Origin of the sequence: Bacillus sp. FSL R10-2780 (assembly GCF_038006125.1) — a bacterium.
Lineage (GTDB): Bacteria > Bacillota > Bacilli > Bacillales > Bacillaceae_G > Bacillus_A > Bacillus_A cereus_U.
Genome location: NZ_JBBOUQ010000001.1, coordinates 2,292,236 through 2,318,216 on the forward strand (window position 1 = coordinate 2,292,236; position 25,981 = coordinate 2,318,216).

Sequence of the window (25,981 nt, forward strand, 5' to 3'; positions counted from 1 at the left end):
ACTTACTAAGTAAATCCCTATATATTTACTTCCATTCTTGTTTTCATTGTAATGTAACTATAAAGAATAATCCCCAATGGTAATGCGCAAATCGTCAGACCTTTGCATGGCGACTCTTGTATAAATCTTTTATTTCTCGCTATGAAGCTGCTGGATACATAATGTACAGCTTGCCTATACTTGAATACTCGATTAGTAAATGGTAATTTCATAAGTTCCTTACGATAAAAAGCAAAACCTCTTGGATTTTTACGATATTGATTTAGCATATTCATTGATGAACCGTCAGGCATGTATTCAACATAGCAAAGTGCTTCGTTCATTAGTAACATCTCATATTGTTGATCTAACATATAGTATTTATATGCTAATCCTACATATTTTTCATTTTTAAAAATTGGGTATGGATATTTCTTAGTCAATTCTGTGCGATAGACCAATTTTTTATCACCTGTAACACCATGTTTGTTGTAAAGATCAAAAAGCGTGGAGTATTTAAGGTCCTCTGGTAACTTTGAGCCAATTATTTGCCCATTTATATACAAGTCCAGTCCAATTATTCCACTAACTTCATCATTCCCATAACTATTCCAAAAAGAAAGAATTTTTTCTACAGCATCATCTGGCATGTAATCATCAGAATCAATACAAACGTTTAACTCCGTATCAATCATTTCATAGGCTGTATTATGAGCACCATGCATCCCTTGATTTTGTTGCCAATGATACATAATTTTGATATGTTTTTCAGCAATCCAGCTATCCACCAATTCTTTTGTGTTATCACTAGATCCATCATCTATTATTAACCATACAAAACCCTTACATGTTTGACGTTTTAAACTCTCATAACAATTTTGAAGACAATACGCTCTATTATAAGTAGGGGTGAAAATCGTTAAATTCTCCAAATTACTCACCTCGAAAGTACGGAATAAAAATCTTGGGTTAATTCTGCCGTATGCTTAATATCGTATCCTTTTTCTAATAATAATTGAGCTGATATATTCCTCGAGAAATTACTAGTTTCTAATTTTTTCATTTTTTCTATCCAAGCCACTTTATCCGTTAGAGGCAAATGTTCAACTAAATTCATTCCCAAATCCACTTCTTTCGTAATAGTATCCGATATGATACAAGGTAAACCAACCCCTTGCGCTTCTACAAGTGTGACTGGTAATCCCTCATGAATAGATGGAAAAACAAATGCATCAAATGCTTGAAGTATACGTTCTATATCACCTCGTACCCCAAGAAATCTTATATTCTTCTCTATATTCAAATCTTTAACTTTTTTTTCAATTTCCATGCGAAGCGGCCCTTCACCAGCTAATAACAGTATTGAATTTGGCCGAAATTGAGTTAACTGAGCAAATAAATCTATAAGATAGGTATGATTTTTTTGATAAGCGAATCTTCCGACATGACCTATAACAAAAGCTTCCTGTTCAATTTGTAATTCCTTTCTTACTTGTTTTCTTATTTCTGGACAGAACAAAAATCTATCACAATCAATTCCATTTTTTAAGATTTTAGCTACATCAGCTTTACCCGCAAATAGCCACCTGGCAGCAGCATTTGAACATGCTAACAAATGCGTTGCACATGTACCTATAGATTTTCCTGCATACCATTTATAGATTTTTGCAGCAGCACCACCTTCACTACTAGTATTGTGACTATGTGCAATCCTAACCGGTATTCCCGCCTTCTTAGCAGAACGAAGTACAAATCCGCTCATTTTATCCATGTGTGAATGTGCAATTCTATATTCTTGATGAGAGGTAAAGAAAGCATCCAGTGCCTTTATATATCCTCTATGTCCAACGTTTGTGATATATGGAATTCTATGAATTTCTCCGCCTAACTTTACTATTTCTTCATCAAACACTCCTTCTTTACATGTTAAAAAATCAAATTGAACTTTGGAACGATCTATATTGCGATATAAATTCATAATTAGCGTTTCGGCGCCGCCTCTATTCATATTTACGACTACGTGTAATACTCTTAATGGAGTACCCACCTTAACTCCTCCATTTCACCCATGAATGTTGTATAGATTTCTTGTTTCTCTTTTAACACTTCATTAACTGAATATTCATTTGTAATAATAGTACGTCCACACTGTCCAAACTGAGCTTGTAATTTAGTATTTTTAGAAATAGAATTTATACTTTCAGACATCGTCTTTATATCATCACGATCTATAATCCAACCATTTTTATTACTAATAATTAGCTCCCTATGTCCCCGATTGTCAGTAGCTATAACCGGAAGTCCACAAGCCATAGCTTCCATAATATTAACTGGTAAACCTTCCCGGTAACTCGATGCAACAGCTAAGTCACACATCTGCAACAAAGAGGCTATATCATTTCTATAACCAAGAAAGTGAACCATATTACTCACGCCTAGTTGAGTCGCTATTTTTTTGCACTCTTCCTTTAACGGTCCTTCGCCAGCAAGTAGAAGCTTTGCATGCGGAATTTCATTTTTCAACTGCGCTAATGATTGAATTAAAAAGTTTTGGTTTTTGTTCTTATTAAATTCGGCAGCATAAAACATTAAAAAATCCTTTGTCTTATAACCATTTTTAAGCCTTAATTGCTCTTTTTCACTTTCAGTAACAGGAACATATCGTTCTATATCTACTCCTACGCCATGAACAAGTTTAATATTTTTCACCTGAAACCGATGTCTTACGGCTAAATTGTAATCTTCTTGATTAATTGTTATGAGACAATCCGTAGTAGTAGCTAAACTTCTTTCAATCGGATAGTATAGAAGCCAATTTATGAATGGTGATCCTTTACAAAAATGAAATCCATGTGCTGTATATACGACTTTCGTTCCTTGCTGCCTGGCTTTTCGAGCAGCTAAACGAGCAATTACTCCTCCCATAGGCGTATGACAATGAATGATATTATATTTATTTTGATGAATAATTGATTTTAGTTTTTTATATGCGTGGAGGTTTTGTATGCTAAGAGGTGATCTTTGAATAGGAATATTATATTTTTGAGTTACGTACGGAAGATGTATATTCCCATTCGCTGCAACATGTACTTCCCATCCTTGGTCTGCAAACCATTTCAAATATGGTAAATGAAAAGCTTTAAAATGATAATCCACAGTTGCACAAAACAGAACTTTTTTAGACACCATCCCACGCACCCGTCTTATTATAAATTTTTGCTATTAACCTGATACTGGTATTAATAGTTTTAAAGTTTTACGCTGATTCACTAAATTTAACAATCGCTTTCTTAAAGCTACTTCGTTTAAATCTGTATAATTTGAAATAAACTCTTCTATTTCTTCTATTCGAACATTCATTTCTTGTCCTACATAAATTCTTGGGTGAACTTGCTTCTCATTCACTTCATCTTCTTTTAGTAATTCTTCAAAAAGTTTCTCTCCTGGGCGTATACCAGTAAATTCTATTCCGATTTCATCCACGGAATTTCCGGATAATCGAATGAGATTTTTAGCGAGATCGACTATTTTTACTGGTTCTCCCATGTCCAGCACAAAAATCTCCCCACCTTCAGCTAACGCACCTGCTTGCACTACAAGTCTAGATGCCTCTGGAATTGTCATAAAATACCGAACCATATCAGGATGAGTAACTGTAACTGGTCCACCATTTTGAATTTGCTTCTTAAATAAAGGTATTACACTCCCTCTACTTCCTAAGACATTCCCAAATCGTACAGTAACAAACTTTGTATGACTTATTTTATCTTTATGTTGAATTACCATCTCAGCTAGTTTCTTTGTTGCTCCCATAACACTCGTCGGGTTCACCGCTTTATCAGATGAAATCATAACAAACGTTCCTACTCCAGTTGCTCTCGCTGCCTCTGCTACATTCATAGTTCCAATCAAATTATTTTTAACAGCCTCTTCAGGGTTATTCTCCATTAGTGGTACATGTTTATGTGCAGCTGCATGATATACGACATTCGGAAGATGTTTGCTCATAATTAAATGCATCTTCTTATCATCTTGTATATCTGCGATTTCAGGAATAAATACGCCTTTCATCTCTCTATATTTTTCGTTTAATTCCATTTCTATAGAATAAATACTGTTTTCTCCATGCCCTAATAAAATTAATTTTTTCGGCTTAAATTTCGCAACTTGTCTACAAATTTCCGAACCAATTGAACCTCCTGCACCAGTAACCAAAATGACTTTGTCAGTTATATAATCTGAAATAATATCCATATTAAGTTCCACAGGATCACGCCCTAATAAATCTTCCACCTGAACATCCCTGAATTCATTCACCGAAACTTTACCTGTTACTAAGTCTTCTAACATCGGAAGAATTTGAGTTTTCACCTGTGTTTTCAAACATTCTTTTAAAATAATATTTCGATTCCCTTTGCTTAGTGAAGGAATTGCTAGGATAATAGTTTCAACATTCAGTTTTTTTATAGCAGTTTCAATTTGATTGACACCGCCAATTACTGGAATCCCCCAAATATCAAGATTATGTTTTTTTACATTATCATCAATAAATGCGACTGGCATTAATTCGGCAGCACTATTCTTTAACAACTGTCTTGCAACCATTGTCCCTGCTGAACCAGCACCAACAATTAAAGTTCTTTTTTTATCACCCTTTTTTACATAATAAGTATCTCTATATATTCTCCATATAAAACGCGAACCACCAATTAATAAAATATGAATCATCCAAGTTACAACTAGCAACCGAAAATACATTTTTGGCATTATTATTTGTTGCACAACTGCTGTAGTAATGATAGAAAATGTAACCACTTTGCATATAATGAGTAACTCTCCTATACTTGCATATTCCCAAGTTTTTTTATACAACTTATAAAGAAAAGCAAACATATGATGACTTACTAATAAAGTAATAGAGCTAATAACTGATGATAAAGTGATAACACTGAAGCTAGCATTTACAAAGAAATAACTAAAAAAAATAGCACCTAATACAATCAGTGAATCCATTAAAAGCAATAGCGATATCCTCCGTCGATACGTCATATTACTTCCCCCTTTAATCAATTCCTTACATAACTCTTCCTAATTTATTCCAAAAATAAAGTTTGTAGCTATATTCTCTTTACTAAAAACACATAGCTACAAACTTTAATAAAAATGGGCATCTAACCCTCCCTCACATTACGCTCTTGATGACTCGCATCTAAGGTTGTTTTCACAGCCCACAGCATAATCGAGTGCCTCCATTGATAGCGGTAAGGAGACATCACCACATCGTAGTCCTTTTTAAAAAAATTCTTTATAAAGAACATCTTTATATACAAATTTTGATTTTTTTCTAAAGTACATTTATATTATTCATACTTTTCCATTCAAAATCGCACCTAACATCCTACTTTTCGTAAAACTTAACGCCCTTTTCGTTTCAAGCGCATCTTCGTTCACGGTATGATTATAACGTATCACCAATAATACACCTTCACATTTATCAGCCAATACACTTGTATCCGTTACCTCTAATACAGGAGAAGAATCAAATAATATGATATCATACCGTTCCATTGCCTTTTGAACTAACATATCCATTGAACTCGAACTAAGCACTTCAGATGGATTAAATGGTACTGGTCCGCTAGTTAATACATCCAGCCTTCCCAGCTCTGTTTTTTTCACTGCCCCCTCTAAAGTTATTTTTCCGTTCAGTATATCAGTTAATCCAATTGTATTTTCCACTCCAAACATTTCATGAATAATCGGCGTTCGTAAATTTGCATCGACCACCAATACTTTCTCACCTTTTTGTGCCATCGAAGCTGCTAAATTAACTGTAATAGTTGATTTCCCTTCACCATACCTTGGAGAAGTAATAACTATAGTTCTATTTTTATGAATAGACGCGGATAATTGGAGATTTGTTCGAATCGAACGATACTGCTCTGAAATTTTCGATCTTGGAGCGGTATGTACAATTATACTTTCTCCTTTAACTTTATTTGTTTTTCGTCTATTTTTGTAACCCACTCCGTTTCCTCCTTCAATGATAACGTATTCTTTTCACTATATTTGTCTTTCTTATTTTTCTTACTCATTTTAGAAATTCCACCTAAAACCGGAATATCTAATAATTGCTCAATGCGTCTTTCCGTTTTGATTGTCTCATCGAGAGAGTCCAATAAAAAAATAAAACCGATACTTAGCACCATACCTATCAGGAATGTAATTGCAATCGTCTTAGTGTGATTTACATTGATAGGCATTGAATGTTTTTGAACCGGATCTTCTGGTAATATACTCACATTATTAAAATTCAATATATTAGCTACTTCTTTCTTATAAACAGTTGCAGTAGTATTTGCAATTTTATGCGCAAGCAGAGGATCAGTATCTACCACATTAATCCTTATTATTTGGGAACCTTGTACACTTTCTGTACTTATTTGTCCACTTAATGCACCTACGGATCTATTAATATGCAATTCAGCGGCTACTTTTTCTAATATTACAGGCTCATTTACCATTGCTTTCAGTGTATTCATAGTTTCAGCGTTAGCTTGGACAATAAGTCTTGCCGAGGAGGCATATAATGGCGTTTTTACATACATACTATAAATCGCTCCTCCTAATGTTGTAAAAGTTGTAAATAATAGAATTATCCAAATTTTCTTCCGTATAATGGTAAATAGATTTTTCAAATTTATTTCCTTATCCATAACTTTCCTCCTCATTTAAAACCAATGAGCTTCAACTTGAAATTGGCATCTAAAACTTAAGAAAAAATAATATCTTCATTCTTTTAAATATACAAACATTTCTAGTTAATGCCATTTTAGTTCTTTATACAGAACGCGTCAACACAAATTATTTTCACTAAATTACTTCCTGATGACACTAAAAATATTACGACAACATTCGTGTTTTTTCACTGTAGATAAATGACGAAAAAGCCCTAATACCGTAGTATTAGGGCTTTTTTCTCTCTTAGTATAGAGACATATATTGATCGCGTTCCCATTGGTGAACTTGCGTTCTAAAGATATCCCACTCAATCTCTTTCGCTTCGATAAAGTGCTCAAGTAAATGATCTCCTAGCGCACCGCATACTACTTCATTAGATTGTAATGTAACTAATGCTTGCGCTAATGTTGCTGGTAAGTCAACAATACCCGCTTCTTCGCGCTCTTCTTTTGTCATTACATAAATGTTACGGTCTACTGCAGCTGGTGGAGTTAATTTGTTTTTAATTCCGTCAAGACCTGCTGCTAATAATGTAGCCATTACTAAATATGGGTTTGCAGCTGGGTCAACACTACGTACTTCTACGCGTGTACTAATTCCACGAGATGCAGGGATACGTACTAATGGGCTACGGTTTTGTGCAGACCATGCTACGTAACAAGGAGCTTCGTATCCAGGTACTAAACGTTTGTAAGAGTTTACAGTTGGGTTTGCTACCGCTGTAAATGCTGGTGCATGTTTTAAAATACCCGCGATGAAGTGACGAGCATCATCACTTAATTGTAAGTCTCCGTTTTGATCGAAGAATACGTTCTCACCATTTTTAAATAATGATAAGTTACAGTGCATACCTGAACCGTTCACACCGTATAATGGTTTCGGCATAAATGTTGCATGTAAGCCATGTTTACGAGCAATTGTTTTTACAACAAGTTTGAATGTTTGAATGTCATCACATGAGCGAATTGCATTTGCATATTTAAAGTCAATTTCGTGTTGACCTGGTGCAACCTCATGGTGAGACGCTTCAATTTCAAAGCCCATTTCTTCAAGTTCAAGAACGATATCACGACGACAGTTTTCCCCTAGATCCATCGGCGCAAGGTCGAAGTATCCACCGTTATCGTTTAATTCTAATGTTGGATTTCCTTTTTCATCAACTTTAAATAGGAAGAATTCTGGCTCTGGTCCAAGATTGAAATCTGAGAATCCTAATGCTTCCATTTCTTTTAACACACGCTTTAAGTTGTTACGTGGGTCGCCATCAAATGGATCACCAGCTGCAGTGTAAATATCACAGATCAAACGAGCTACTTTACCTTTTTCAGCTGTCCAAGGGAAAATTACCCAGGTATCTAAATCTGGATATAAATACATATCAGATTCTTCAATACGTACGAAACCTTCGATAGAAGATCCATCAAACATCATTTTGTTATCAAGAGCTTTTGTTAATTGGCTCACTGGAATTTCTACGTTTTTAATTACTCCTAAAAGGTCCGTAAATTGTAAACGGATATACTTTACATTCTCTTCTTTCGCCAAACGGAAAATATCTTCTCTTGTGTACCTAGCCATTATAAATTCCTCCTTAGTCCCTCTAAACACCTTAAGAATCAGTTATCTTTAGTGAAAAAACCTTGAAATGTCACCTTGTCGCAATGAAGTCCGATTAAATCTACCTGTATGTTGTAGTTCATCTCGAAGAATTTTGCGAAGCTCGGATTTTGAAATTTCTTTCGTTTCTTCTTTTACTTTCACTGCTTCTGTTTGATTTTCTTTCATTTGCAATACTTGTTTAATTCCGGCCATATTTAAGCCTTGATCTAACAAATCTTTAATTTCCAACAATTTATCTACATCGTTAAATGAAAATAATCTACGATTCCCTTTTGTACGGGTTGGAAAAATAAGATTATGCTCTTCATAGTAGCGAATTTGACGTGCAGATAATTGTGTTAAATCCATTACAATACCAATAGGAAACAGCGGAGCAGAACGTCTATCTTCTTTCATCACTTCAGTTCCTCCTTCGCCTTAACTGCTTCTCATTTTATACCACGTTATGTTTAGTGTCAATAGATGTTAGCTTTTCTTACATGGTTTTTTATAAATTTTTTCATTCTTTTTTCTAATGGCACAAATCATTACTTTCACACGAAAAAAAGCTGTCGAAATCGACAGCTTCCCTTTAAGAAATTGTTAATAGATTTTTTTCAATTAACGCATCAATTGCAGAACAAATCGCAATTTTCACATGAGAATACGTCAATCCACCTTGTACATATGCAACATACGGAGGACGAATCGGACCATCCGCAGATAATTCGATACTTGCACCTTGAATAAATGTCCCAGCAGCCATAATTACATCATCTTCATATCCCGGCATATAGTTTGCATACGGAGTGAAATGAGAATTAATTGGAGATGCATATTGAATCGCTTGACAGAATGCAATCATACGATCTTTATCGTCAAATTGAACAGATTGAATTAAATCCGTTCTTGGTGCATTCCATGCCGGTGATGTATTCATCCCTAATTTCTCTAAAAATGCCGCCGTAAAAATAGCACCTTTCAGCGCTTGACCAGCAACATGCGGAGCCAAGAAGAACCCTTGATACATTTCTTGCAGACTGTATAAAGACGCTCCTGCTTCCGCACCGATTCCTGGAGATGTTAGACGATATGCACACGCTTCAACATACTGTTCTTTACCGACAATGTAACCACCCGTTTTAACAATTCCCCCGCCAGGATTCTTAATAAGAGAACCTGCCATTAAGTCCGCACCAACATGACATGGCTCGTTTTTTTCAATAAATTCGCCATAGCAGTTATCTACAAATACAATAACATCAGGTTTAATCTCTTTAACAAACGCAATCATCTCTTTAATTTGTGAAACTGTAAACGACGGACGAGTAGCATATCCTTTTGAACGTTGAATACCAATCATCTTCGTGTTACTACGGATCGCAGCTGCAACAGCTTCAAAGTCCACAAATCCCTCTTCAGTTAACGGAACTGCGTTATAACCAATATTATATTCTTTAAATGAGCCTACACCTTTTCCGCGCACACCAACGATTTCTTCTAACGTATCATACGGTTTCCCCGTTATGTATAGTAACTCATCTCCCGGACGTAAAATACCAAATAAAGCTGTTGAAATTGCATGAGTACCCGAAATAATTTGAGGACGAACAAGACCCGCTTCCGCTCCAAATACATCCGCATACACTTTCTCTAACGTGTCACGACCAATATCATCATACCCATAACCTGTCGTCGGAATAAAATGCGAATCACTAATTTTATGTTTACGAAAACTTTCTAGCACACGAAATTGATTACTCTCAATTACTTCATCCACACGTTTATGCACTTCTATAATTTGACTTTCTACTTCTTTTACGATTGGAGCAATTTTTTCTCCATTTTTCAAACGATCAAACATTATTATTTTCTCCTTCTTCCACTAAAAATCTCTTTAATTGCCCATTAAGCGATGAATGAGCAAATATATATCCTGTACAATCATATACAAATTTATCTTCTAGAAACTCCATTTTAGTTAATAACGTTTCCGTCTTTAAAAGCGTTAACAACCTACCTTCACTCGGAGGAATTTCCACTTGATAATCATCCATTTCTTCCTTCATCTTCATTTCTATCGCTTCTTTTATACGCAGTAAATCACTTTCTTCAAAAGCACTAGTCATTAAGAAATCACTTTTCGGAAATGGAATGAAGTTTTGATGCAATTTATCTTTTTTATTATATAACGTAATAATAGGAATACGATTAATTTCAAGGTCTGACAATAATTGTTTTACTGTCTGCTCATGCCCTACATAATTAGGATCTGCTGAATCAACAACATGTAAAATAACATCCGCTTCTCCAGCTTCTTCTAACGTAGATCGAAAAGCAGCGATTAGTGACGTAGGTAAATCTTGTATAAAACCAACCGTATCAGTCAAAAGCACTGTATAACCAGAAGGTAACGGCATTTTCCTTGTTGTCGGATCTAGCGTTGCAAACAATAAGTTTTCTTCAAACGTATCAGCTTCCGTTAATCTATTAAACAACGTAGATTTCCCTGCATTTGTATACCCAATTAACGAAATTTGAAATACTTTATTATCTTTCCTTCTCTCACGATATCTTTTCCGATGTTCTACAACAACCGCAAGTTGCTTCTTTATTTCATCAATACGTGATCGAATATGACGACGGTCCGTTTCGAGCTTCGTCTCTCCCGGCCCTCTCGTACCAATTCCACCACCAAGACGTGATAAAGACAAACCTTGCCCCATAAGGCGCGGCATTGTATATTGCAACTGAGCTAACTCTACTTGAAGCTTACCCTCTCTCGATTTCGCACGTTGCGCAAAAATATCTAGTATTAACTGCGTTCGATCAATCACTCTCGCATCTAATACTGAAGATAAATTCCGAATTTGACTTGGTGTTAACTCATTATTAAAAACAATAACAGCCGGCTCTAACTCTTCCGTCATCGCAGCAAGCTCTTCTAGTTTACCTTTTCCTATATAAGTTGCAGGATGAAACTTCGGACGCTTTTGCGTCGTTGATACTAACACTTCCGCTCGCGCAGTCTTCGCTAGCGATGCCAGTTCTTTCATGGAATGCATAAATTTTCCATCATCATCTTGCGACAATTGACAGCCAACTAATATGACTTTTTCTTTTTCTTCCATCAAATATGTTCACTCATCCTTTTCGAAATTTAAACCTTCTAATATAATAGCAGAGGAAGCATATTTCATCTAGTTAGCGGGGGAGAAAATTCATGGCATGGGAGATTTTTAGCATCATAGGCACAATCGCCTTCGCACTAAGCGGAGCCATTGTTGCAATGGAAGAAGATTATGATATTTTCGGGGTATATATTTTAGGAATGGCAACCGCATTTGGGGGAGGTGCCCTTCGTAATTTATTAATCGGTTATCCAATCGTCGCATTTTGGCAACAAGACATGTTATTCCAAATCGCACTATTATCAATGACGATTATTTTTCTTTTTCCAAATAAATTAATTAGACATTGGAAAAAGTGGGAAAACATCACGGACGCCATCGGTTTATCAGCATTCGCTGTACAAGGAGCACTATATGCTCAAAAACTAGATTTACCAATCAGCGCTACAATCGTAGCTGCTGTTTTAACAGGCATCGGCGGCGGTATTATTCGCGACCTTTTAGCTCGCAGAAAGCCTCTTGTCCTTCGAGCTGACGTATATGCGTTTTGGACGATTTTAGCAGGGTTCTTAATTGGCGCTAAAATTATCGTTAGCGATTGGGCTCTATACACCTTATTCATTTTAATTGTTTGCTTCCGCATGATTTCTATTCATTACAAATGGCATTTACCGCATAGACGTATTGATACAAAGGAACGTTCAATGCATAAATAGCGCTCTAACCTCTTTACATATCGTAAAGAGGTTTTTCTTTTCTAACGAGTTTTTCTTTACATAATGTTCATACTAACTTTTAAAGCGAGGTGAATACAAATGACAAACCATGTTAATAAAGGTGCTCAAAAAAGCTCAGTAGACCAAATTACACACGATCCTAATTCGGCACACGAAAAAAGCGCTAAAATGGAACGCTTCCATAAATCTTACCAAGAAAAAGCGAAAAAAGAGTAACGTACTTATACATCAAAAAACAGACGCACAGTTTACGTACTGTGCGTCTCCTCTTCAAGCATCAAATCCATACTTGATATCCCAATTAAATCATATTTATCATACGTATCCTCTTGTAACAATCGCATAGCTTGTGTGCGAATTGATTTTTCAACAATATTCCGTACGTATCGCCCATTACTAAATGATGTAATTTGTGACGAATACTTGACCGCATGTAAATGATCTCTAAATTTCCACTCTGCTTCTTTCGATAACTGATATTCACGCTCTTCATACATTCTCTTTCCAATTTCCAACAACTGATTTACCGAGTAATCCGCAAATTCAATAATAAACGGAAAACGAGATTGTAATCCTGGATTTAATGAAAGAAAATGATTCATCTCTCTTGAATATCCAGCTAAAATTAATACAAAACCGTGCTGCTTATCTTCCATATGCTTCACAAGTGTATCAATAGCTTCCTTCCCAAAATCCTTCTCTCCACCCCGCGCTAATGAATACGCCTCATCAATAAATAAAATCCCTCCCATAGCCTTCTTTATTAAATCTCTTGTCTTCTGCGCTGTATGACCGATATACTCACCTACAAGATCAGCACGTTCAGCTTCAACTAAATGCCCCTTCGATAAAATATTCATCTCAAACAACAATTTCCCTATCATTCTAGCAACGGTTGTCTTCCCAGTACCCGGATTCCCCCTAAATAACATGTGAAGCACTTGCTTCTCAGACTTCAACCCCACCTCTTGCCTTTTTTTGTTTACATAAATCCAAGCATAAATTTCTTTTATTATCTTTTTTATATCATCCATCCCAACAAGTTTTCCCATCTCTTCTTCAATTCTCTGCAACATCTCATGTTTAGTAGTGGTTTCACTTGAAATTACCGTTTTATTTTCTGATGCCGGTAACGAAATTTTCTTTCGATGGTTTAATACAATATTAATTTGATTGTTATTTTTCTTACGCATCGATTGTTCCATACAATCACCTCATTTTATCCACTCACCAAATATTATTATTCCAGTCCCTCTTGCAAATGCCTATTTTCAGAAAAGTTTGCTATAATATAAGAAATAATCAAGGTGGTGGGACTATGGAAACAACGGAATTCCATGATACAATACAAGCCTTTTCTATTTTTTTATTGAATAAAGGCCGAAAGTCTTCAACCATTAAACGTTATGTTTATGACATTGAAGATTTTGGACATTGGTTAGAAAAAAACAAAAAGCTCCCTTCCAGTAATATATGGGCAACACTTTGTACAAAAGACTATGAAGATTACTTTTCAGACTTAAAAAAGAATCGACACTACTCTGAGAAAACAATGCATCGTGTATTTATTGTATTAAATAGAATGCATCATTTTCTTAACATTCCAAATCCATTAAAGAATATGGAAATTACTATTCAACCAAACCGTGCATTGCGTAATGAAGATTTCATTTCATGCGAGGAAGAAAAAAGATTAAAGTATATAGTCACTTCATTAGAAGGACTTTCAGAAAAACAACGTCCTGTTCGTCCGTTATTAATGGATCGTAATATTGCCATTTTAAGTCTATTAATCGACTACGGACTATCCTTACAAGAGCTTACAGCATTAACTATGCATCACGTTCATTTTGAAACTAATACACTTTCTATTCCGGCAACCGCAGGAGTAGAAAGAACAATCCCCTTAGCAACCGAAGACAAAAAACAACTGTACACATATTATAAAAGTATTCCAGAACCAGTTCGTCCTAAATACCATAGTAATGACCCGTTGTTTGTCGCATTCGATTTTAACCGCGGAACATACAGATGGGTATATGAAAACGACGCACCAAAAGCACTAACAGAAATCGCTATCCAAAAGATGATTCGACTTGAAGTAGCAAGAGCGAATTTACGTAAAGGCATTTCTGGACAGCATTTCCGGAACACGTTTATTTTACGCCTAATAAAAAAACAAACCCCAGAGCCAGAGATCATAAAATTAGTTGGCTTCAAATCAAAAATTTCACTAAAGCGATATTATCAATACGCTGAAAATAAAAAAAACGCCCTATAATAAGGCGTTTTTTATTTTTTTCTCGAAATAATCAATTTTACTATGACCATTTAACTACTCCCTGCATCTACTATGATGAGTTTCGTTTACATCCTCATTAGAAAGGAGAGATTTAATGTCTCATTTTAACGACAATCAAAATAAATACACCAAGCCATGCTTTCCAACTAGTGCTGGACGAATCCCAACTACTCCAACGATACCAATTACTAAAGCACAAATTAGAATATTCCGCGCAATCATTAACGATTTAATAAAAATAATCCCTAAACTTTTCGCCAATCCATCCCCAAAAAACATAGAAGATCTAATAGATACATTGCACCTACTAAGCAAATTCATTTGTTTACTAGACGCTACTTCCGCTCTGAAAGCACAAGGATTCGCCATTATCAAAAACTTAATAACTATATTAAAAAATCCGACCTTCGTAGCAAGTGCTGTATTTATTGAACTTCAAAACCTAATTAATTATTTACTATACATTACCAAACTATTCCGAATTGACCCTTGCACGCTTCAAGAGCTTCTTAAATTAATAGCAGAATTACAAACCGCTCTAGTTAATTCAGCTTCGTTCGGTCAAGGACCTACTGGACCTACCGGACCTCGAGGCAACACTGGTGCCACTGGACCTCAAGGTAATACGGGCGCTATTGGCAACACCGGTCACTGGTGCCACTGGACCTCGAGGCAACACCGGTGCTACTGGTCTGGACCTCGAGGCAACACCGGTGCTACTGGTGCCACTGGACCTCGAGGCAACACCGGTGCTACTGGTGCCACTGGACCTCGAGGCAACACCGGTGCTATTGGCGCCACTGGACCTCGAGGCAACACCGGTGCTACTGGTGCCACTGGTGCCACTGGACCTCGAGGCAACACCGGTGCTACTGGCGCCACTGGACCTCGAGGCAACACCGGCGCTACTGGTGCCACTGGACCTCGAGGCAACACCGGTGCTACTGGCGCCACTGGACCTCGAGGCAACACCGGTGCTACTGGTGCCACTGGACCTCGAGGCAACACCGGTGCCGGTGCTGGACTGGTGCCACCTGGACCTCGAGGCAACACCAACACCAGGTGCTACTGGTGCCACTGGACCTCGAGGCAACACCGGTGCTACTGGTGCCACTGGACCTCGAGGCAACACCGGTGCTACTGGTGCCACTGGACCTCGAGGCAACACCGGTGCTACTGGTGCCACTGGACCTCGAGGCAACACCGGTGCTACTGGCGCCACTGGACCTCGAGGCAACACCGGTGCTACTGGTGCCACTGGACCTCGAGGCAACACCGGTGCTACTGGCGCCACTGGACCTCGAGGCAACACCGGTGCTACTGGTGCCACTGGACCTCACACCGGTAATACGGGCGCACTGGACCTCGAGGCAACACCGGTGCTACTGGTGGACCTCGAGGCAACACCGGTGCTACTGGCGCCACTGGACCTCGAGGCAACACCGGTGCTACTGGTGCTACTGGACCTCGAGGCAACACCGGTGCTACTGGGCCTCTACGGGCGCTACTGGCGCCACTGGACCTCGAGGCAACACGGTGCTACTGGGCCTCAAGGTAATACGGGCGCTACTGGCGCCACTGGACCTCGAGGCAACACCGGTGCTACTGGGCCTCTGGACCTCGAGGTGCTACTGGCGCCACTGGACCTCGAGGCAACACCGGTGCTACTGGTGCCACTGGACCTCGAGGCAACACCGGTGCTACTGGTGCCACTGGACCTCGAGGCAACACCGGTGCTACTGGTGCCACTGGACCTCGAGGCAACACCGGTGCTACTGGCGCCACTGACCTCGAGGCAACACCGGTGCTACTGGTGCCACTGGACCTCGAGGCAACACCGGCGCTACCGGTGCCACTGGACCTCGAGGCAACACCGGTGCTACTGGCGCCACTGGACCTCGAGGCAACACCGGTGCTACTGGTGCCACTGGACCTCAAGGTAATACGGGCGCCACTGGACCTCGAGGCAACACCGGTGCTACTGGGCCTCAAGGTAATACCGGCGCTACTGGCGCCACTGGACCTCGAGGCAACACTGGTGCTACTGGGCCTCAAGGTAATACGGGCGCTACTGGCGCCACTGGACCTCGAGGCAACACCGGCGCTACCGGTGCCACTGGACCTCGAGGCAACACCGGTGCTACTGGTGCCACTGGACCTCGAGGCAACACCGGTGCTACTGGACCTCAAGGTAATACGGGTGCTCAGGGCAACACCGGCGCTACCGGTGCCACTGGACCTCGAGGCAACACCGGTGCTACTGGACCTCAAGGTAATACGGGCGCTACTGGCGCCACTGGACCTCGAGGCAACACCGGCGCTACGGGTATCGGAGTTACTGGACCGACTGGACCTTCTGGTGGACCAACTGGACCTACGGGGCCGACTGGAATTGCCTTCCCAGTAGCAACAATTGTTGTAACAAACAACATTCAACAAACTGTACTCCAATTTAACAACTTCATTTTTCATACAGTATTTAACGCAAACAATATTATCTTCAACGGCACAGATACAGTTACTGTTATCAACGCTGGTATTTATGTAATTAGCGTATCCATCTCTACAACTGCACCAGGATGTGCTCCGCTCGGAGTAGGAATTTCAATAAATGGAGCAGTCGCAACTGACAACTTCTCTTCAAATCTAATAGGCGACTCACTTTCATTTACTACAATTGAAACGTTAGTAGCTGGCACAAATATTTCTGTCAAATCTACCCTTAGCGAAATTACAATTCCCGAAACAGGCAACACTAACATCCGACTTACTGTATTTAGAATCGCTTAAATTTCACTATTTATTGTTTATGACAAATAAAAAAAAGAGCGAGAAACTCGCTCTTTTTTTGTTATGTACAATAATTCATTACTACTCTAATTCAATCGAAACATTTTTTTGTGGTACAAATGTAGAAATTGCATGTTTATAAATAAGCTGTTGCTTACCTTCTGTTTCCAGCAGGACTGTAAAATTATCAAATCCTTTAATTAATCCACGAAGCTGGAAACCATTTAATAAGTACAGCGTAACGAACGTATTCTCTTTACGGAGTTGATTTAAAAACTGATCTTGAATATTGATTGATTGCTTCATGTCGAATCCTCCTCTTTTTCTCTACTTACTATTATTCGACTTTAGTTGTAGCTTTCCTTCTATGTATCGTAAAATTTCTGACGTTTTTTCACCATCAGTAACATCGAACCACGCGACATCCATCTTATTACGGAACCACGTTAATTGACGTTTTGCATAACGGCGTGAATTCGTCTTTAATTGTGATACCGCTTCTTCTAAAGATACACGATTCTCAAAATAATCATATATCTCTTTATAACCAATCGCTTGAATAGATTGACAATCTCGCACTCCTCTTTCATGTAGACCTTTTACTTCTTCTAATAAACCTTGTTCAATCATTAGGTTAACACGTAAGTTAATGCGATCGTATAGCATTTCTCGATCCATTGTCAAGCCAATTAATGAAACATCGTACAGTAACTCATTTTCTTGTTTTTCGAGCTGGTTACTCATTTTTTCACCCGTCGTGTGAAAAATTTCTAACGCCCGAATAACACGCCTTACATTATTGGCATGAATACGCTCCGCACTTTCTGGATCTACTTCTTGCAACTTTTTATGTATATATTCCACACCGCGTTCTAATGCTAATTTTTCCATCTGTTCTCGGTATGTAGCGTCCCCAGCCTCATCTGTAAACTGGTAATCGAATAGAACAGATTGTATATAGAGACCGGTTCCACCAACAATAATTGGTAATTTCCCGCGCTCAGTAATTTCTCGAATGCACTTACGGACACGTTCTTGAAATTCCGCCACAGAAAATGAATCTTCCGGATCTTTTATATCAATCATATAATGCGGAATTCCGTCCATCTCATCTGTCGTCACCTTTGCAGTCCCGATATCCATCGTACGATAAATTTGCATGGAATCACCACTAATAATCTCACCATTCAACGCTTTTGCAAGATCGATACTTAATTTCGTCTTCCCGACAGCAGTTGGCCCAATGATGACAGCAACTTTTTCACGTTGCACTTCTCCCATATCATTCAACTCTCTTTATGTAATATACTCCATCTATTGATTATACCCAATCTTACCAATTTTAACGGCATGATTGCAAGTTCTTTGAATCTAGTACATGAAATTATACATAAAAAAAGAGCATAGCTTGTCCAATTCTGCATATACATGATAAAAAATAGCTCGGGAGAGGGTGCAGTGACTATGAAACAAGCGACTATCGATTTTCCATTATTAATAAAAGACCTTATTTTAGCTACCGCTACAAAAGAACAAAATTGTTCACAAGAAGAATTATATTTCGCACTAAATTGTTTACTACGTTCCTTTCATTCTACTCTTCAAGAAACAGCGTTACATCCAGAAAATAAAAATACAGAGTATATGCAAACTCAATTTTGCACCGCGTATAAAATTATTACAGGTAAAACAATTTACCCTTTTCAATAATTCTTATAAAAAAAGCGGCCGCTTAGACATTTTCAAGCAGCCGTTTTTTATTTTAATACATTATTTTATAACTTTCACTTTAACGGATTTACGACCCCAACTATCAGCAGTGCTATCTGAACCAACTAAAACGTCAATACGGTTTCCTTTAATCGCGCCACCAGTATCTCCAGCAATTGCTTCTCCATATCCTTCCACCCACACTTTTGATCCTAGAGGAATTACTTTCGGATCAACAGCAATAACTTTCATATTTGGATTTGCTGTTAAATCATGCCCCATCGCAGTTAACACACGACCACCATATGTGCCATTTTCACTCGGATTAGCTGTGTAAGCTGTCGCTTCTACTGTTATTTCACGACCAGCAGGTGCACTTGTTTCAGTAGATTTCGCCACTGGCTTAGCTGCCGGCTTCGCTTGTGCTACTGGTTTACTTGATGCCCCACTTTTAACAGATTCTTTTCCGTTAACTGCCGTATCATTTTTAGCCGGAGTTTTCTCCTTAACTGATGCATCATTTTTAACCGCCGTTTTCACCTTAGTTGGTGCTTCATCTTGAGCTGGAACTTCTTTTCTTTCAATAACAGGTGCTGTACCTGTTAAAAATGGTACGTGAACATACGCCGCTTTCCCACCATATTCGAATTGTAACCATTCGTTTTGTACTTGATTTGTCGTTTCAATCAAGTCATCTTTTTTAAGCGTACCAAGAATTTCTGAATCAGTATTCGCTCCAGCACGAACGTTTAATACATTTGCTGTTACATAATAAGAACTTTTCGTAAACTCAGCACTTACAAACGCTTCTTTGCCATCTAATTTAATTTTGGACCATCCGTTTTCTGTATTTATAACATCTAATTTATTTCCACTTAACATTTTACCTACAAGCTTTGATTCTACAGTTGGGTTTTCTCTAACGTTTAATACATCTGTTGTTACAATCGTTTCCGCTTTAGCAGAACCTGCAAAAATCCCAAGACCAAAAACTGCTGCTGTTGCTATACCTAATAATTTTTTCATGAATAGCCTCCATTTGCTTTGTTTTCGTGTTCTCATTATAGCAACAGTTTTTTGTAGAATTTCGAAAATCACACAATTACAAAGCATTCGTAATAAACGATTAATGATTTGTAACATAAATTTCCATATTAAAGAATTGCATTTCTACCAAAATTAGCAATAGTTTTCATATATTTCTCACAAATTAGTATAAGAATTTTTTTCCAGAAAAAATTACAGTATTACTTTTTTGTTACAAAAAAGTCACTTTTCATTACATCTTTTACCAAATTCCATCATAATCCAATTATTAAATTACTTTTTGTAATGAAAAAGGAACAACTCCTATTAGCTGTCCCTTTTTATCTTTTATTTAACTTTCTTCTTCCAAACACCTATCATAATAGCTGAAACAATCGTCCCAATTAATATAGAGAAAATGTATAGCAACGGTTTATTCACTAATGCGATAACAAACAATCCACCATGCGGTGCCGGCAATGTAATTTGGAATAACATAGATAAGGCACCCGCGATACTTGAACCAACAACACAACTTACTATTACTCGAACTGGATCGGCAGCTGCAAATGGAATCGCACCTTCTGTAATAAACGAAGCTCCCATAATATAATTTGTTAAACCAGATTTACGTTCCGCTTCTGTAAATTTTGTTTTAAAGAATGTGGTTGCTAATGCAATCGCAAGTGGTGGTACCATACCACCAGCCATAACTGCTGAGTGCACTCCAAAATTCTGTGCTTCTATGGCAGCAATACCAAATGTAAATGCCGCTTTATTAATTGGACCACCCATATCAATTGCCATCATACCACCTAAAATAAGGCCTAATAATATAGCATTTGTACCACTCAAACCATTTAACCATCCTGTTAACATTTCATTTAATGCTACTACAGGCGGGTTTACTACTTTTTGCATAACAACTCCTGTAATCAACAATCCAAAGACTGGATATAACAAAACAGGTTTAATTCCTTCTAACTGTACTGGTAATCCTGAAAATAATCTTTTCAACCCTAAAACAACATATCCAGCTAAGAAACCAGCAATTAATCCACCTAAAAATCCAGCATTCGCTTGTGCTGCTAAAAATCCACCAACAACACCAGGCATAAAACCAGGACGATCAGCAATAGAGCTTGCGATAAATCCAGCTAAAATTGGTACAAGGAATAAAAACGCACCTGTTTCTCCACCGCCAATAGCCATTAATATTTCAGCAATAGGACCTTTTGCCTTAATTCCACCGAACATAAACGCTAGCGCGATTAAAATCCCGCCACCAACAACGAATGGAAGCATATTACTTACACCGCTCATTAAATGCTTATAAATTCCCAGCCCTTTTTCTCTCTCTACACTTTCTGCCTTCCCATCCTTTTTTACACCCTTAAAGATTGGTGCATCTTGTTTTACAGCTCGATTAAGAAGGATTTCAGTTTTTCTAATGCCATCAGCGACCGGCACTTGAATGACATGTTTTCCAGCAAAACGGTTCATTTCTACTTGTTTATCTGCCGCAACGATAATCGCTGTTGCACGTTCAATATCCTCTTTCGTTAAACCATTCTTTATACCTGTTGATCCGTTCGTTTCAACTTTAATGGCTATACCTAACTCTGCTGCTTTTGCTTTTAAACTATCCGCAGCCATATATGTGTGAGCGATACCAGTTGGACAAGCTGTAACAGCTAATACGTACGGTTCATTCCCTTCTGGCTTTGCTACTTCAACTTCTTCTTCTTTTTCATTCTCTTTTTCATCAAATAAACGAAGCAGTTCCTCTTCATCCTTTGCTTCTAATAATTGTTTACGAAAACCTTCATCCATTAATAATGTAGATAGACGCGACAACGTTTCTAAATGAGTATTATTCGCCCCTTCACTTGCAGCAATCATAAAGAATAAATGTGCAGGCTGTCCGTCAAGCGATTCATAGTTGATACCGCTTACACTTCTACCAAAACAAATTGCTGGTTGCTTAACAGCTTTCGTCTTCGCATGAGGTATAGCAATACCTTCACCAATTCCTGTTGTACTTTGTGACTCCCGCTTTAAAATAGCTTCTTTAAATTCAGCTTTATTATTTAAACGATTAGCACCATTTAATTTCTCAACTAATTCATCTATGACAGCTTCTTTATTTGAAGCTGTCATATTCATAATGACTGTATCCCTTTTTAATAGTTCTGTAATTTTCATATGTTGCTTCCCCCTATCGCTTAACTACAACTACTTGCGACAACAATTCTTCTACTTTTTCCTTTGTACATAAATCTGCTGAAAATGCTGTTGCACTCCCCGTTGCAACACCATATTGAAATGCTTTTTCAATATCTTTTGTCTGTTCATATTTACCTACAAATCCTGCAACAAGGGAATCTCCTGCCCCAACTGAATTAATTACAACACCTTTTGGAACAGTTGCTTCATATATACCTTCTGCCGTAAATAATAAAGCTCCATCTCCTGCCATTGATACGATAACGTGCTCTACACCTTGTTCGATTAATTTTCTTCCATACGGTAAAATGGCCTCTACTGTTGAAAGCTCCACTCCGAATAACTCACCAAGTTCATGATGATTTGGCTTTATTAAAAATGGCTTATTTTTAGTTACATACTGCAGTGCACTTCCACTTGCATCTACTACTACACGAATACCTTTTTCAGCTCCAAACGCTGCGATTGATTCATAAAAGGTAGTTGGAATAGAAGAAGGTACACTTCCAGCTAGTACAACACAATCTCCAGATTGCATACTTTCGATTTTTTTCATCAATTGTTCAAATTGCTCATTTGTCACAATAGGACCTTGTCCATTTAACTCTGTTTCTTCTTGCCCTTTTATTTTCACATTAATTCGAGAATCTCCATCTACTTGGACGAAGTTCGTTGTTACACCTTCACCATGCAATACATCTTTAATAAATTGACCAGTAAATCCACCCGTAAATCCAAGCGCTACATTTTCAACACCTAAACGATGAAGAACACGAGAAACATTAATCCCTTTTCCTCCAGGAAACTTCATATCTTTCTCTGCTCGGTTTACTGTTCCTAAATCGAAAGAATTAACTTGTACTACATAATCAATAGATGGGTTTAAAGTAACTGTATAGATCATTGTTTATCAGCCTCAATTACATTGGTTTGTCTTTTATATTTTTCTAAATCAATTTCTAAATGGTTTGTAATAATGCTTGCATCTTCAACATTTGCAATTTTCGCAAACGCAACTTCTGAAAATTTACTTTCATCAATTAAGAAATACCCTTCGTTCGCTAATGTTAATGCCATTTGTTTCAAGAGTGCTTCTTCTGGATCTGGCGTTGTATACCCTAACTGTTCATGTACACCATTAGCTCCTAAAAAACATTTATCAAAACGATACTTCTGCATACTTTCCTGTGCCATAGCACCAATTAAAGCTTTCGTCCTACCCTTCATCATCCCGCCTAATAAATACGCACAAATATTATTTTCAACTAAAGCTTCAATATGCATAAGTCCATTCGTTACGACAGTAACATCTTTGTTTATTAAAAATGGAATCATTTCAAATGTTGTACTTCCTGCATCTAAATAAACGCAATCCCCTTGTTCAACAATACTAGCCGCATACTTGGCAATTTGTTGTTTTATTTGAATGTTTTTGGATGATTTTTCAATCATCGTGGGCTCCTGTCCTTTTCCTGTTAAAACAGAGGCACCACCATGAACTCTTTTTAATAACCTTTGTTTTTCCAATTGTGCTAAATCACGACGAATTGTCGACTCAGAGCTTTCTGTTCTTTCCACCAATTGCTGTAATTTAACCACTTTTTGTTCTTTTACAAGTTGTAGTATCATTTGATGACGTTCAGGAGTTAACATCTTCTTCACCTCTTCTTTGATTACAGTATAATGAAAACGATCACAAAAATCAACCACAAACAACCAAAAATAATCATTAACAATCACAATCGGTTATAAACAACAAAAAAGAAACCTATTTGATACAACAATCAAATAGGTTTCTTCTCTCGCTTCACTTATAAAGAAGCTTTATAAATTGCAAGAACATCATCTTTATTTAATTTTTTAAAGTTACCGAATTCACCATAAGCCATCGCTTTATCCGCCATTAAGTCAATTTCACTTTCTCTAATAGCGTAATCAGCTAATGTTACTGGCGCTTCAATCGAAGTCCAAAATTGACGTAATGCCTCAATTCCCTCTAATGCAATCTCTTTATCGGTCTTCCCATCTGTTTCTACATCGATTACACGAATAGCGAACTGTTTAAAACGACTTATATTTTCATCTACAACATGCTTCATCCAGTTCGGGAATAAAATCGCAAGGCCACCCCCATGTGGTATATCATGAACAGCAGAAACTGCATGCTCAATATTATGAGTTGCCCAATCTCCTCTTACTCCCATCGCTAAAATGCCGTTTAACGCCATCGTTCCGCAATATAATATTGTTTCCCTATGCTCATAATTTTCTAAATCACTTAAAAGCTTAGGAGCTGTTTCAATGACTGTTCTTAAAACAGATTCACAATAACGATCTTGTAGTTCTGTATTTGTTCCATGATGGAAATATTGTTCTAATACGTGTGACATAATATCTACCATACCGTAAATTGTTTGATCTTTCGGTACAGACGCAGTATGAACTGGATCTAAGATTGAAAACTGAGGGAATGTAACTGGACTGCCCCAGCCGTACTTTTCATTCGTTTCCCAGTTTGTAATTACAGAGCCTGCATTCATTTCAGAACCTGTTGCCGCAAGAGTGAGTACAGTACCGAACGGTAACGCCTCGCTAGCAAATGATTTTTTCGTTACAATATCCCATACATCTCCATCATATTTACTACCAGCAGCAATCGCTTTCGTACAGTCGATTACACTTCCTCCGCCAACCGCTAAAATAAATTCGACTCCATTGTCTTTACAAATTTGAATCCCTTTCTTTACTGTTGATAAACGAGGATTCGGTTCAACACCCGTCAACTCAAACACTTCCGCATTTATATCCTTTAAAATAGAAATTACATTATCATAAATACCGTTTCTTTTAATACTTCCTCCTCCATATACGAGAAGAACTTTTTTACCGAACTGTGGAATTTCAGTTTGTAACTGCTCTAATTGTCCTTTACCAAAAATAAGTTTTGTTGGATTACGAAATACAAAATTTTGCATATACCTTTACCATCCCTTCCATATGAAAAGCAACTATACTTTTGTATACCACACTTTTTTAATTTCACAAACAAATTTGCTTAACAAAAAAATCCCAGCCTTAAAGGCTGAGATTTTTTATTGATAATAAGGCGAGATCATTAAGTAAACAATAACACCAGATAAACTTACATATAACCAAATCGGCATCGTCCAACGTACAATTTTACGGTGACGTGTTAATTGATTCGTAAAACCAAATACTAGTGCGAACAATGCAAGTGGTACAATAATCGCCGCAAGGATAATATGTGTAATTAAAATGATGAAATACACATATTTAATGACTCCTTCTCCACCGAAATGTGTTGCTGGTGCTAAGTAATGGTACGATAAATACGAAACACAAAATAGTAAAGTCGTTGTAAATGCTGCCAGGATAAAACCACGGTGCATTTTCACATTCTTTTTAATAATAGAGAATAAAGCTGCTAATAAAAATACAAACGTAAAACTATTAAAGATTGCATTTAACATTGGTAAAATTGTTACATCAAAATGTACTTCTCCTTCATAGCCAACAGGTCCAAAGAACAAAAATAATATAATCGCATTTACAATTACAGAAAGCGTTATCACAATAGGAGCATAGCTTTTCTGATTTGTTGATTGATCCACCAAAATGGTCACTCCCTCTTCCTTCAAATATGTATACGTAACCTCACTATTTTAACATATTATTCACAGTGTAAATGTGACAATAGTTTGACACAGCAAGACAAGGCA

23 protein-coding genes and 1 pseudogene are annotated in these 25,981 nt (G+C 37.5%); 5 read left to right on the forward strand and 19 right to left on the reverse strand.

Annotated features, from left to right (window positions below; genetic code table 11):
* Nucleotides 1–17: 17 nt before the first annotated feature.
* The 10 genes from NSQ47_RS11925 to hflX form a co-directional block, all read right to left on the reverse strand.
* A complete protein-coding gene (locus tag NSQ47_RS11925; protein ID WP_002111245.1) occupies nucleotides 18–911 on the reverse strand; it encodes a glycosyltransferase family 2 protein in 894 nt (297 codons plus the stop codon).
* Nucleotides 912–916: 5 nt separating this feature from the next.
* On the reverse strand, nucleotides 917–2,026 hold the full coding sequence (locus NSQ47_RS11930; RefSeq protein ID WP_341037019.1) for a glycosyltransferase family 1 protein: 1,110 nt from the start codon (nucleotides 2,024–2,026) through the stop codon (nucleotides 917–919).
* Nucleotides 2,011–3,168 carry a glycosyltransferase family 4 protein gene (locus NSQ47_RS11935; protein ID WP_341037022.1) on the reverse strand — a complete coding sequence of 386 codons (1,158 nt, stop codon included), beginning with the start codon at nucleotides 3,166–3,168 and terminating at the stop codon, nucleotides 2,011–2,013. The genes NSQ47_RS11930 and NSQ47_RS11935 overlap by 16 nt, the downstream gene beginning before the upstream one ends.
* Nucleotides 3,169–3,201: 33 nt before the next feature.
* Nucleotides 3,202–5,028: a polysaccharide biosynthesis protein gene (locus tag NSQ47_RS11940; protein ID WP_341037023.1), complete on the reverse strand. Its 1,827-nt coding sequence runs from the start codon at nucleotides 5,026–5,028 to the stop codon at nucleotides 3,202–3,204.
* Nucleotides 5,029–5,343: 315 nt separating this feature from the next.
* A complete protein-coding gene (locus NSQ47_RS11945; RefSeq protein ID WP_002160835.1) occupies nucleotides 5,344–6,006 on the reverse strand; it encodes a CpsD/CapB family tyrosine-protein kinase in 663 nt (220 codons plus the stop codon).
* Entirely contained in the window at nucleotides 5,955–6,695 is a 741-nt protein-coding gene (locus NSQ47_RS11950; protein ID WP_341037025.1) for a YveK family protein, read from the reverse strand. The genes NSQ47_RS11945 and NSQ47_RS11950 overlap by 52 nt, the downstream gene beginning before the upstream one ends.
* Nucleotides 6,696–6,963: 268 nt before the next feature.
* Nucleotides 6,964–8,298: a type I glutamate--ammonia ligase gene (glnA, locus tag NSQ47_RS11955; protein WP_002111253.1), complete on the reverse strand. Its 1,335-nt coding sequence runs from the start codon at nucleotides 8,296–8,298 to the stop codon at nucleotides 6,964–6,966.
* 48 nt (nucleotides 8,299–8,346) lie between these two features.
* The gene (glnR, locus tag NSQ47_RS11960) at nucleotides 8,347–8,736 is read right to left on the reverse strand and encodes a transcriptional repressor GlnR (RefSeq protein ID WP_002014475.1); all 390 of its coding nucleotides are present in this window, start codon (nucleotides 8,734–8,736) and stop codon (nucleotides 8,347–8,349) included.
* Nucleotides 8,737–8,911: 175 nt separating this feature from the next.
* Nucleotides 8,912–10,183, reverse strand: coding sequence for a methionine gamma-lyase family protein (locus tag NSQ47_RS11965; protein ID WP_341037026.1), 1,272 nt, complete (start codon nucleotides 10,181–10,183; stop codon nucleotides 8,912–8,914).
* Nucleotides 10,176–11,450 (reverse strand): GTPase HflX, encoded by a 1,275-nt coding sequence (gene hflX, locus NSQ47_RS11970; protein WP_341037028.1) that lies wholly within the window; start codon nucleotides 11,448–11,450, stop codon nucleotides 10,176–10,178. Before hflX ends, NSQ47_RS11965 begins: the two co-directional genes overlap by 8 nt.
* Before the next feature lie 92 nt (nucleotides 11,451–11,542).
* Between hflX and NSQ47_RS11975 the strand changes: the two genes are divergently transcribed.
* Both NSQ47_RS11975 and NSQ47_RS11980 read left to right on the forward strand, forming a co-directional pair.
* Entirely contained in the window at nucleotides 11,543–12,166 is a 624-nt protein-coding gene (locus NSQ47_RS11975) for a trimeric intracellular cation channel family protein (RefSeq protein WP_002111257.1), read from the forward strand.
* 99 nt (nucleotides 12,167–12,265) lie between these two features.
* On the forward strand, nucleotides 12,266–12,403 hold the full coding sequence (locus tag NSQ47_RS11980; protein WP_002111258.1) for a hypothetical protein: 138 nt from the start codon (nucleotides 12,266–12,268) through the stop codon (nucleotides 12,401–12,403).
* 32 nt (nucleotides 12,404–12,435) lie between these two features.
* Here NSQ47_RS11980 and spoVK read toward each other — a convergent pair whose 3' ends face one another.
* Entirely contained in the window at nucleotides 12,436–13,392 is a 957-nt protein-coding gene (gene spoVK, locus NSQ47_RS11985) for a stage V sporulation protein K (RefSeq protein ID WP_002111259.1), read from the reverse strand.
* A 113-nt stretch (nucleotides 13,393–13,505) separates the two neighbouring features.
* On the opposite strand from spoVK, the gene NSQ47_RS11990 reads away from it, so the two are divergent.
* The gene (locus NSQ47_RS11990) at nucleotides 13,506–14,468 is read left to right on the forward strand and encodes a tyrosine-type recombinase/integrase (protein WP_016105898.1); all 963 of its coding nucleotides are present in this window, start codon (nucleotides 13,506–13,508) and stop codon (nucleotides 14,466–14,468) included.
* A 115-nt stretch (nucleotides 14,469–14,583) separates the two neighbouring features.
* Nucleotides 14,584–17,279: pseudogene (locus tag NSQ47_RS11995) on the forward strand (Gly-Xaa-Xaa repeat protein).
* 81 nt (nucleotides 17,280–17,360) lie between these two features.
* Here the strand turns inward: NSQ47_RS11995 and hfq are convergent.
* A complete protein-coding gene (hfq, locus tag NSQ47_RS12000) occupies nucleotides 17,361–17,585 on the reverse strand; it encodes an RNA chaperone Hfq (protein ID WP_000813896.1) in 225 nt (74 codons plus the stop codon).
* A gap of 21 nt (nucleotides 17,586–17,606) precedes the next feature.
* Nucleotides 17,607–18,560, reverse strand: coding sequence for a tRNA (adenosine(37)-N6)-dimethylallyltransferase MiaA (gene miaA, locus NSQ47_RS12005; protein ID WP_002111263.1), 954 nt, complete (start codon nucleotides 18,558–18,560; stop codon nucleotides 17,607–17,609).
* A gap of 183 nt (nucleotides 18,561–18,743) precedes the next feature.
* Here miaA and NSQ47_RS12010 point away from each other — a divergent pair, with 183 nt between their 5' ends.
* Complete coding sequence (locus NSQ47_RS12010; RefSeq protein WP_002199601.1) at nucleotides 18,744–18,989, forward strand: hypothetical protein; 246 nt, start codon at nucleotides 18,744–18,746, stop codon at nucleotides 18,987–18,989.
* Nucleotides 18,990–19,049: 60 nt separating this feature from the next.
* Here the strand turns inward: NSQ47_RS12010 and entD are convergent, their stop codons facing one another.
* The 6 genes from entD to NSQ47_RS12040 form a co-directional block, all read right to left on the reverse strand.
* Nucleotides 19,050–20,015, reverse strand: a complete 966-nt coding sequence (entD, locus tag NSQ47_RS12015) for a cell wall-binding protein EntD (protein WP_078172986.1) — start codon at nucleotides 20,013–20,015, stop codon at nucleotides 19,050–19,052.
* Between the two features lie 348 nt (nucleotides 20,016–20,363).
* Nucleotides 20,364–22,220, reverse strand: a complete 1,857-nt coding sequence (locus NSQ47_RS12020) for a PTS fructose transporter subunit IIABC (protein ID WP_002160826.1) — start codon at nucleotides 22,218–22,220, stop codon at nucleotides 20,364–20,366.
* A 13-nt stretch (nucleotides 22,221–22,233) separates the two neighbouring features.
* Nucleotides 22,234–23,145 carry a 1-phosphofructokinase gene (gene pfkB / locus NSQ47_RS12025; RefSeq protein WP_002160825.1) on the reverse strand — a complete coding sequence of 304 codons (912 nt, stop codon included), beginning with the start codon at nucleotides 23,143–23,145 and terminating at the stop codon, nucleotides 22,234–22,236.
* Nucleotides 23,142–23,894, reverse strand: a complete 753-nt coding sequence (locus NSQ47_RS12030) for a DeoR/GlpR family DNA-binding transcription regulator (RefSeq protein ID WP_078180973.1) — start codon at nucleotides 23,892–23,894, stop codon at nucleotides 23,142–23,144. Before NSQ47_RS12030 ends, pfkB begins: the two co-directional genes overlap by 4 nt.
* 158 nt (nucleotides 23,895–24,052) lie before the next feature.
* On the reverse strand, nucleotides 24,053–25,216 hold the full coding sequence (locus NSQ47_RS12035) for an iron-containing alcohol dehydrogenase (protein ID WP_341037031.1): 1,164 nt from the start codon (nucleotides 25,214–25,216) through the stop codon (nucleotides 24,053–24,055).
* Nucleotides 25,217–25,333: 117 nt separating this feature from the next.
* A complete protein-coding gene (locus NSQ47_RS12040) occupies nucleotides 25,334–25,876 on the reverse strand; it encodes a DUF420 domain-containing protein (protein ID WP_341037034.1) in 543 nt (180 codons plus the stop codon).
* Between the last annotated feature and the right edge of the window lie 105 nt (nucleotides 25,877–25,981).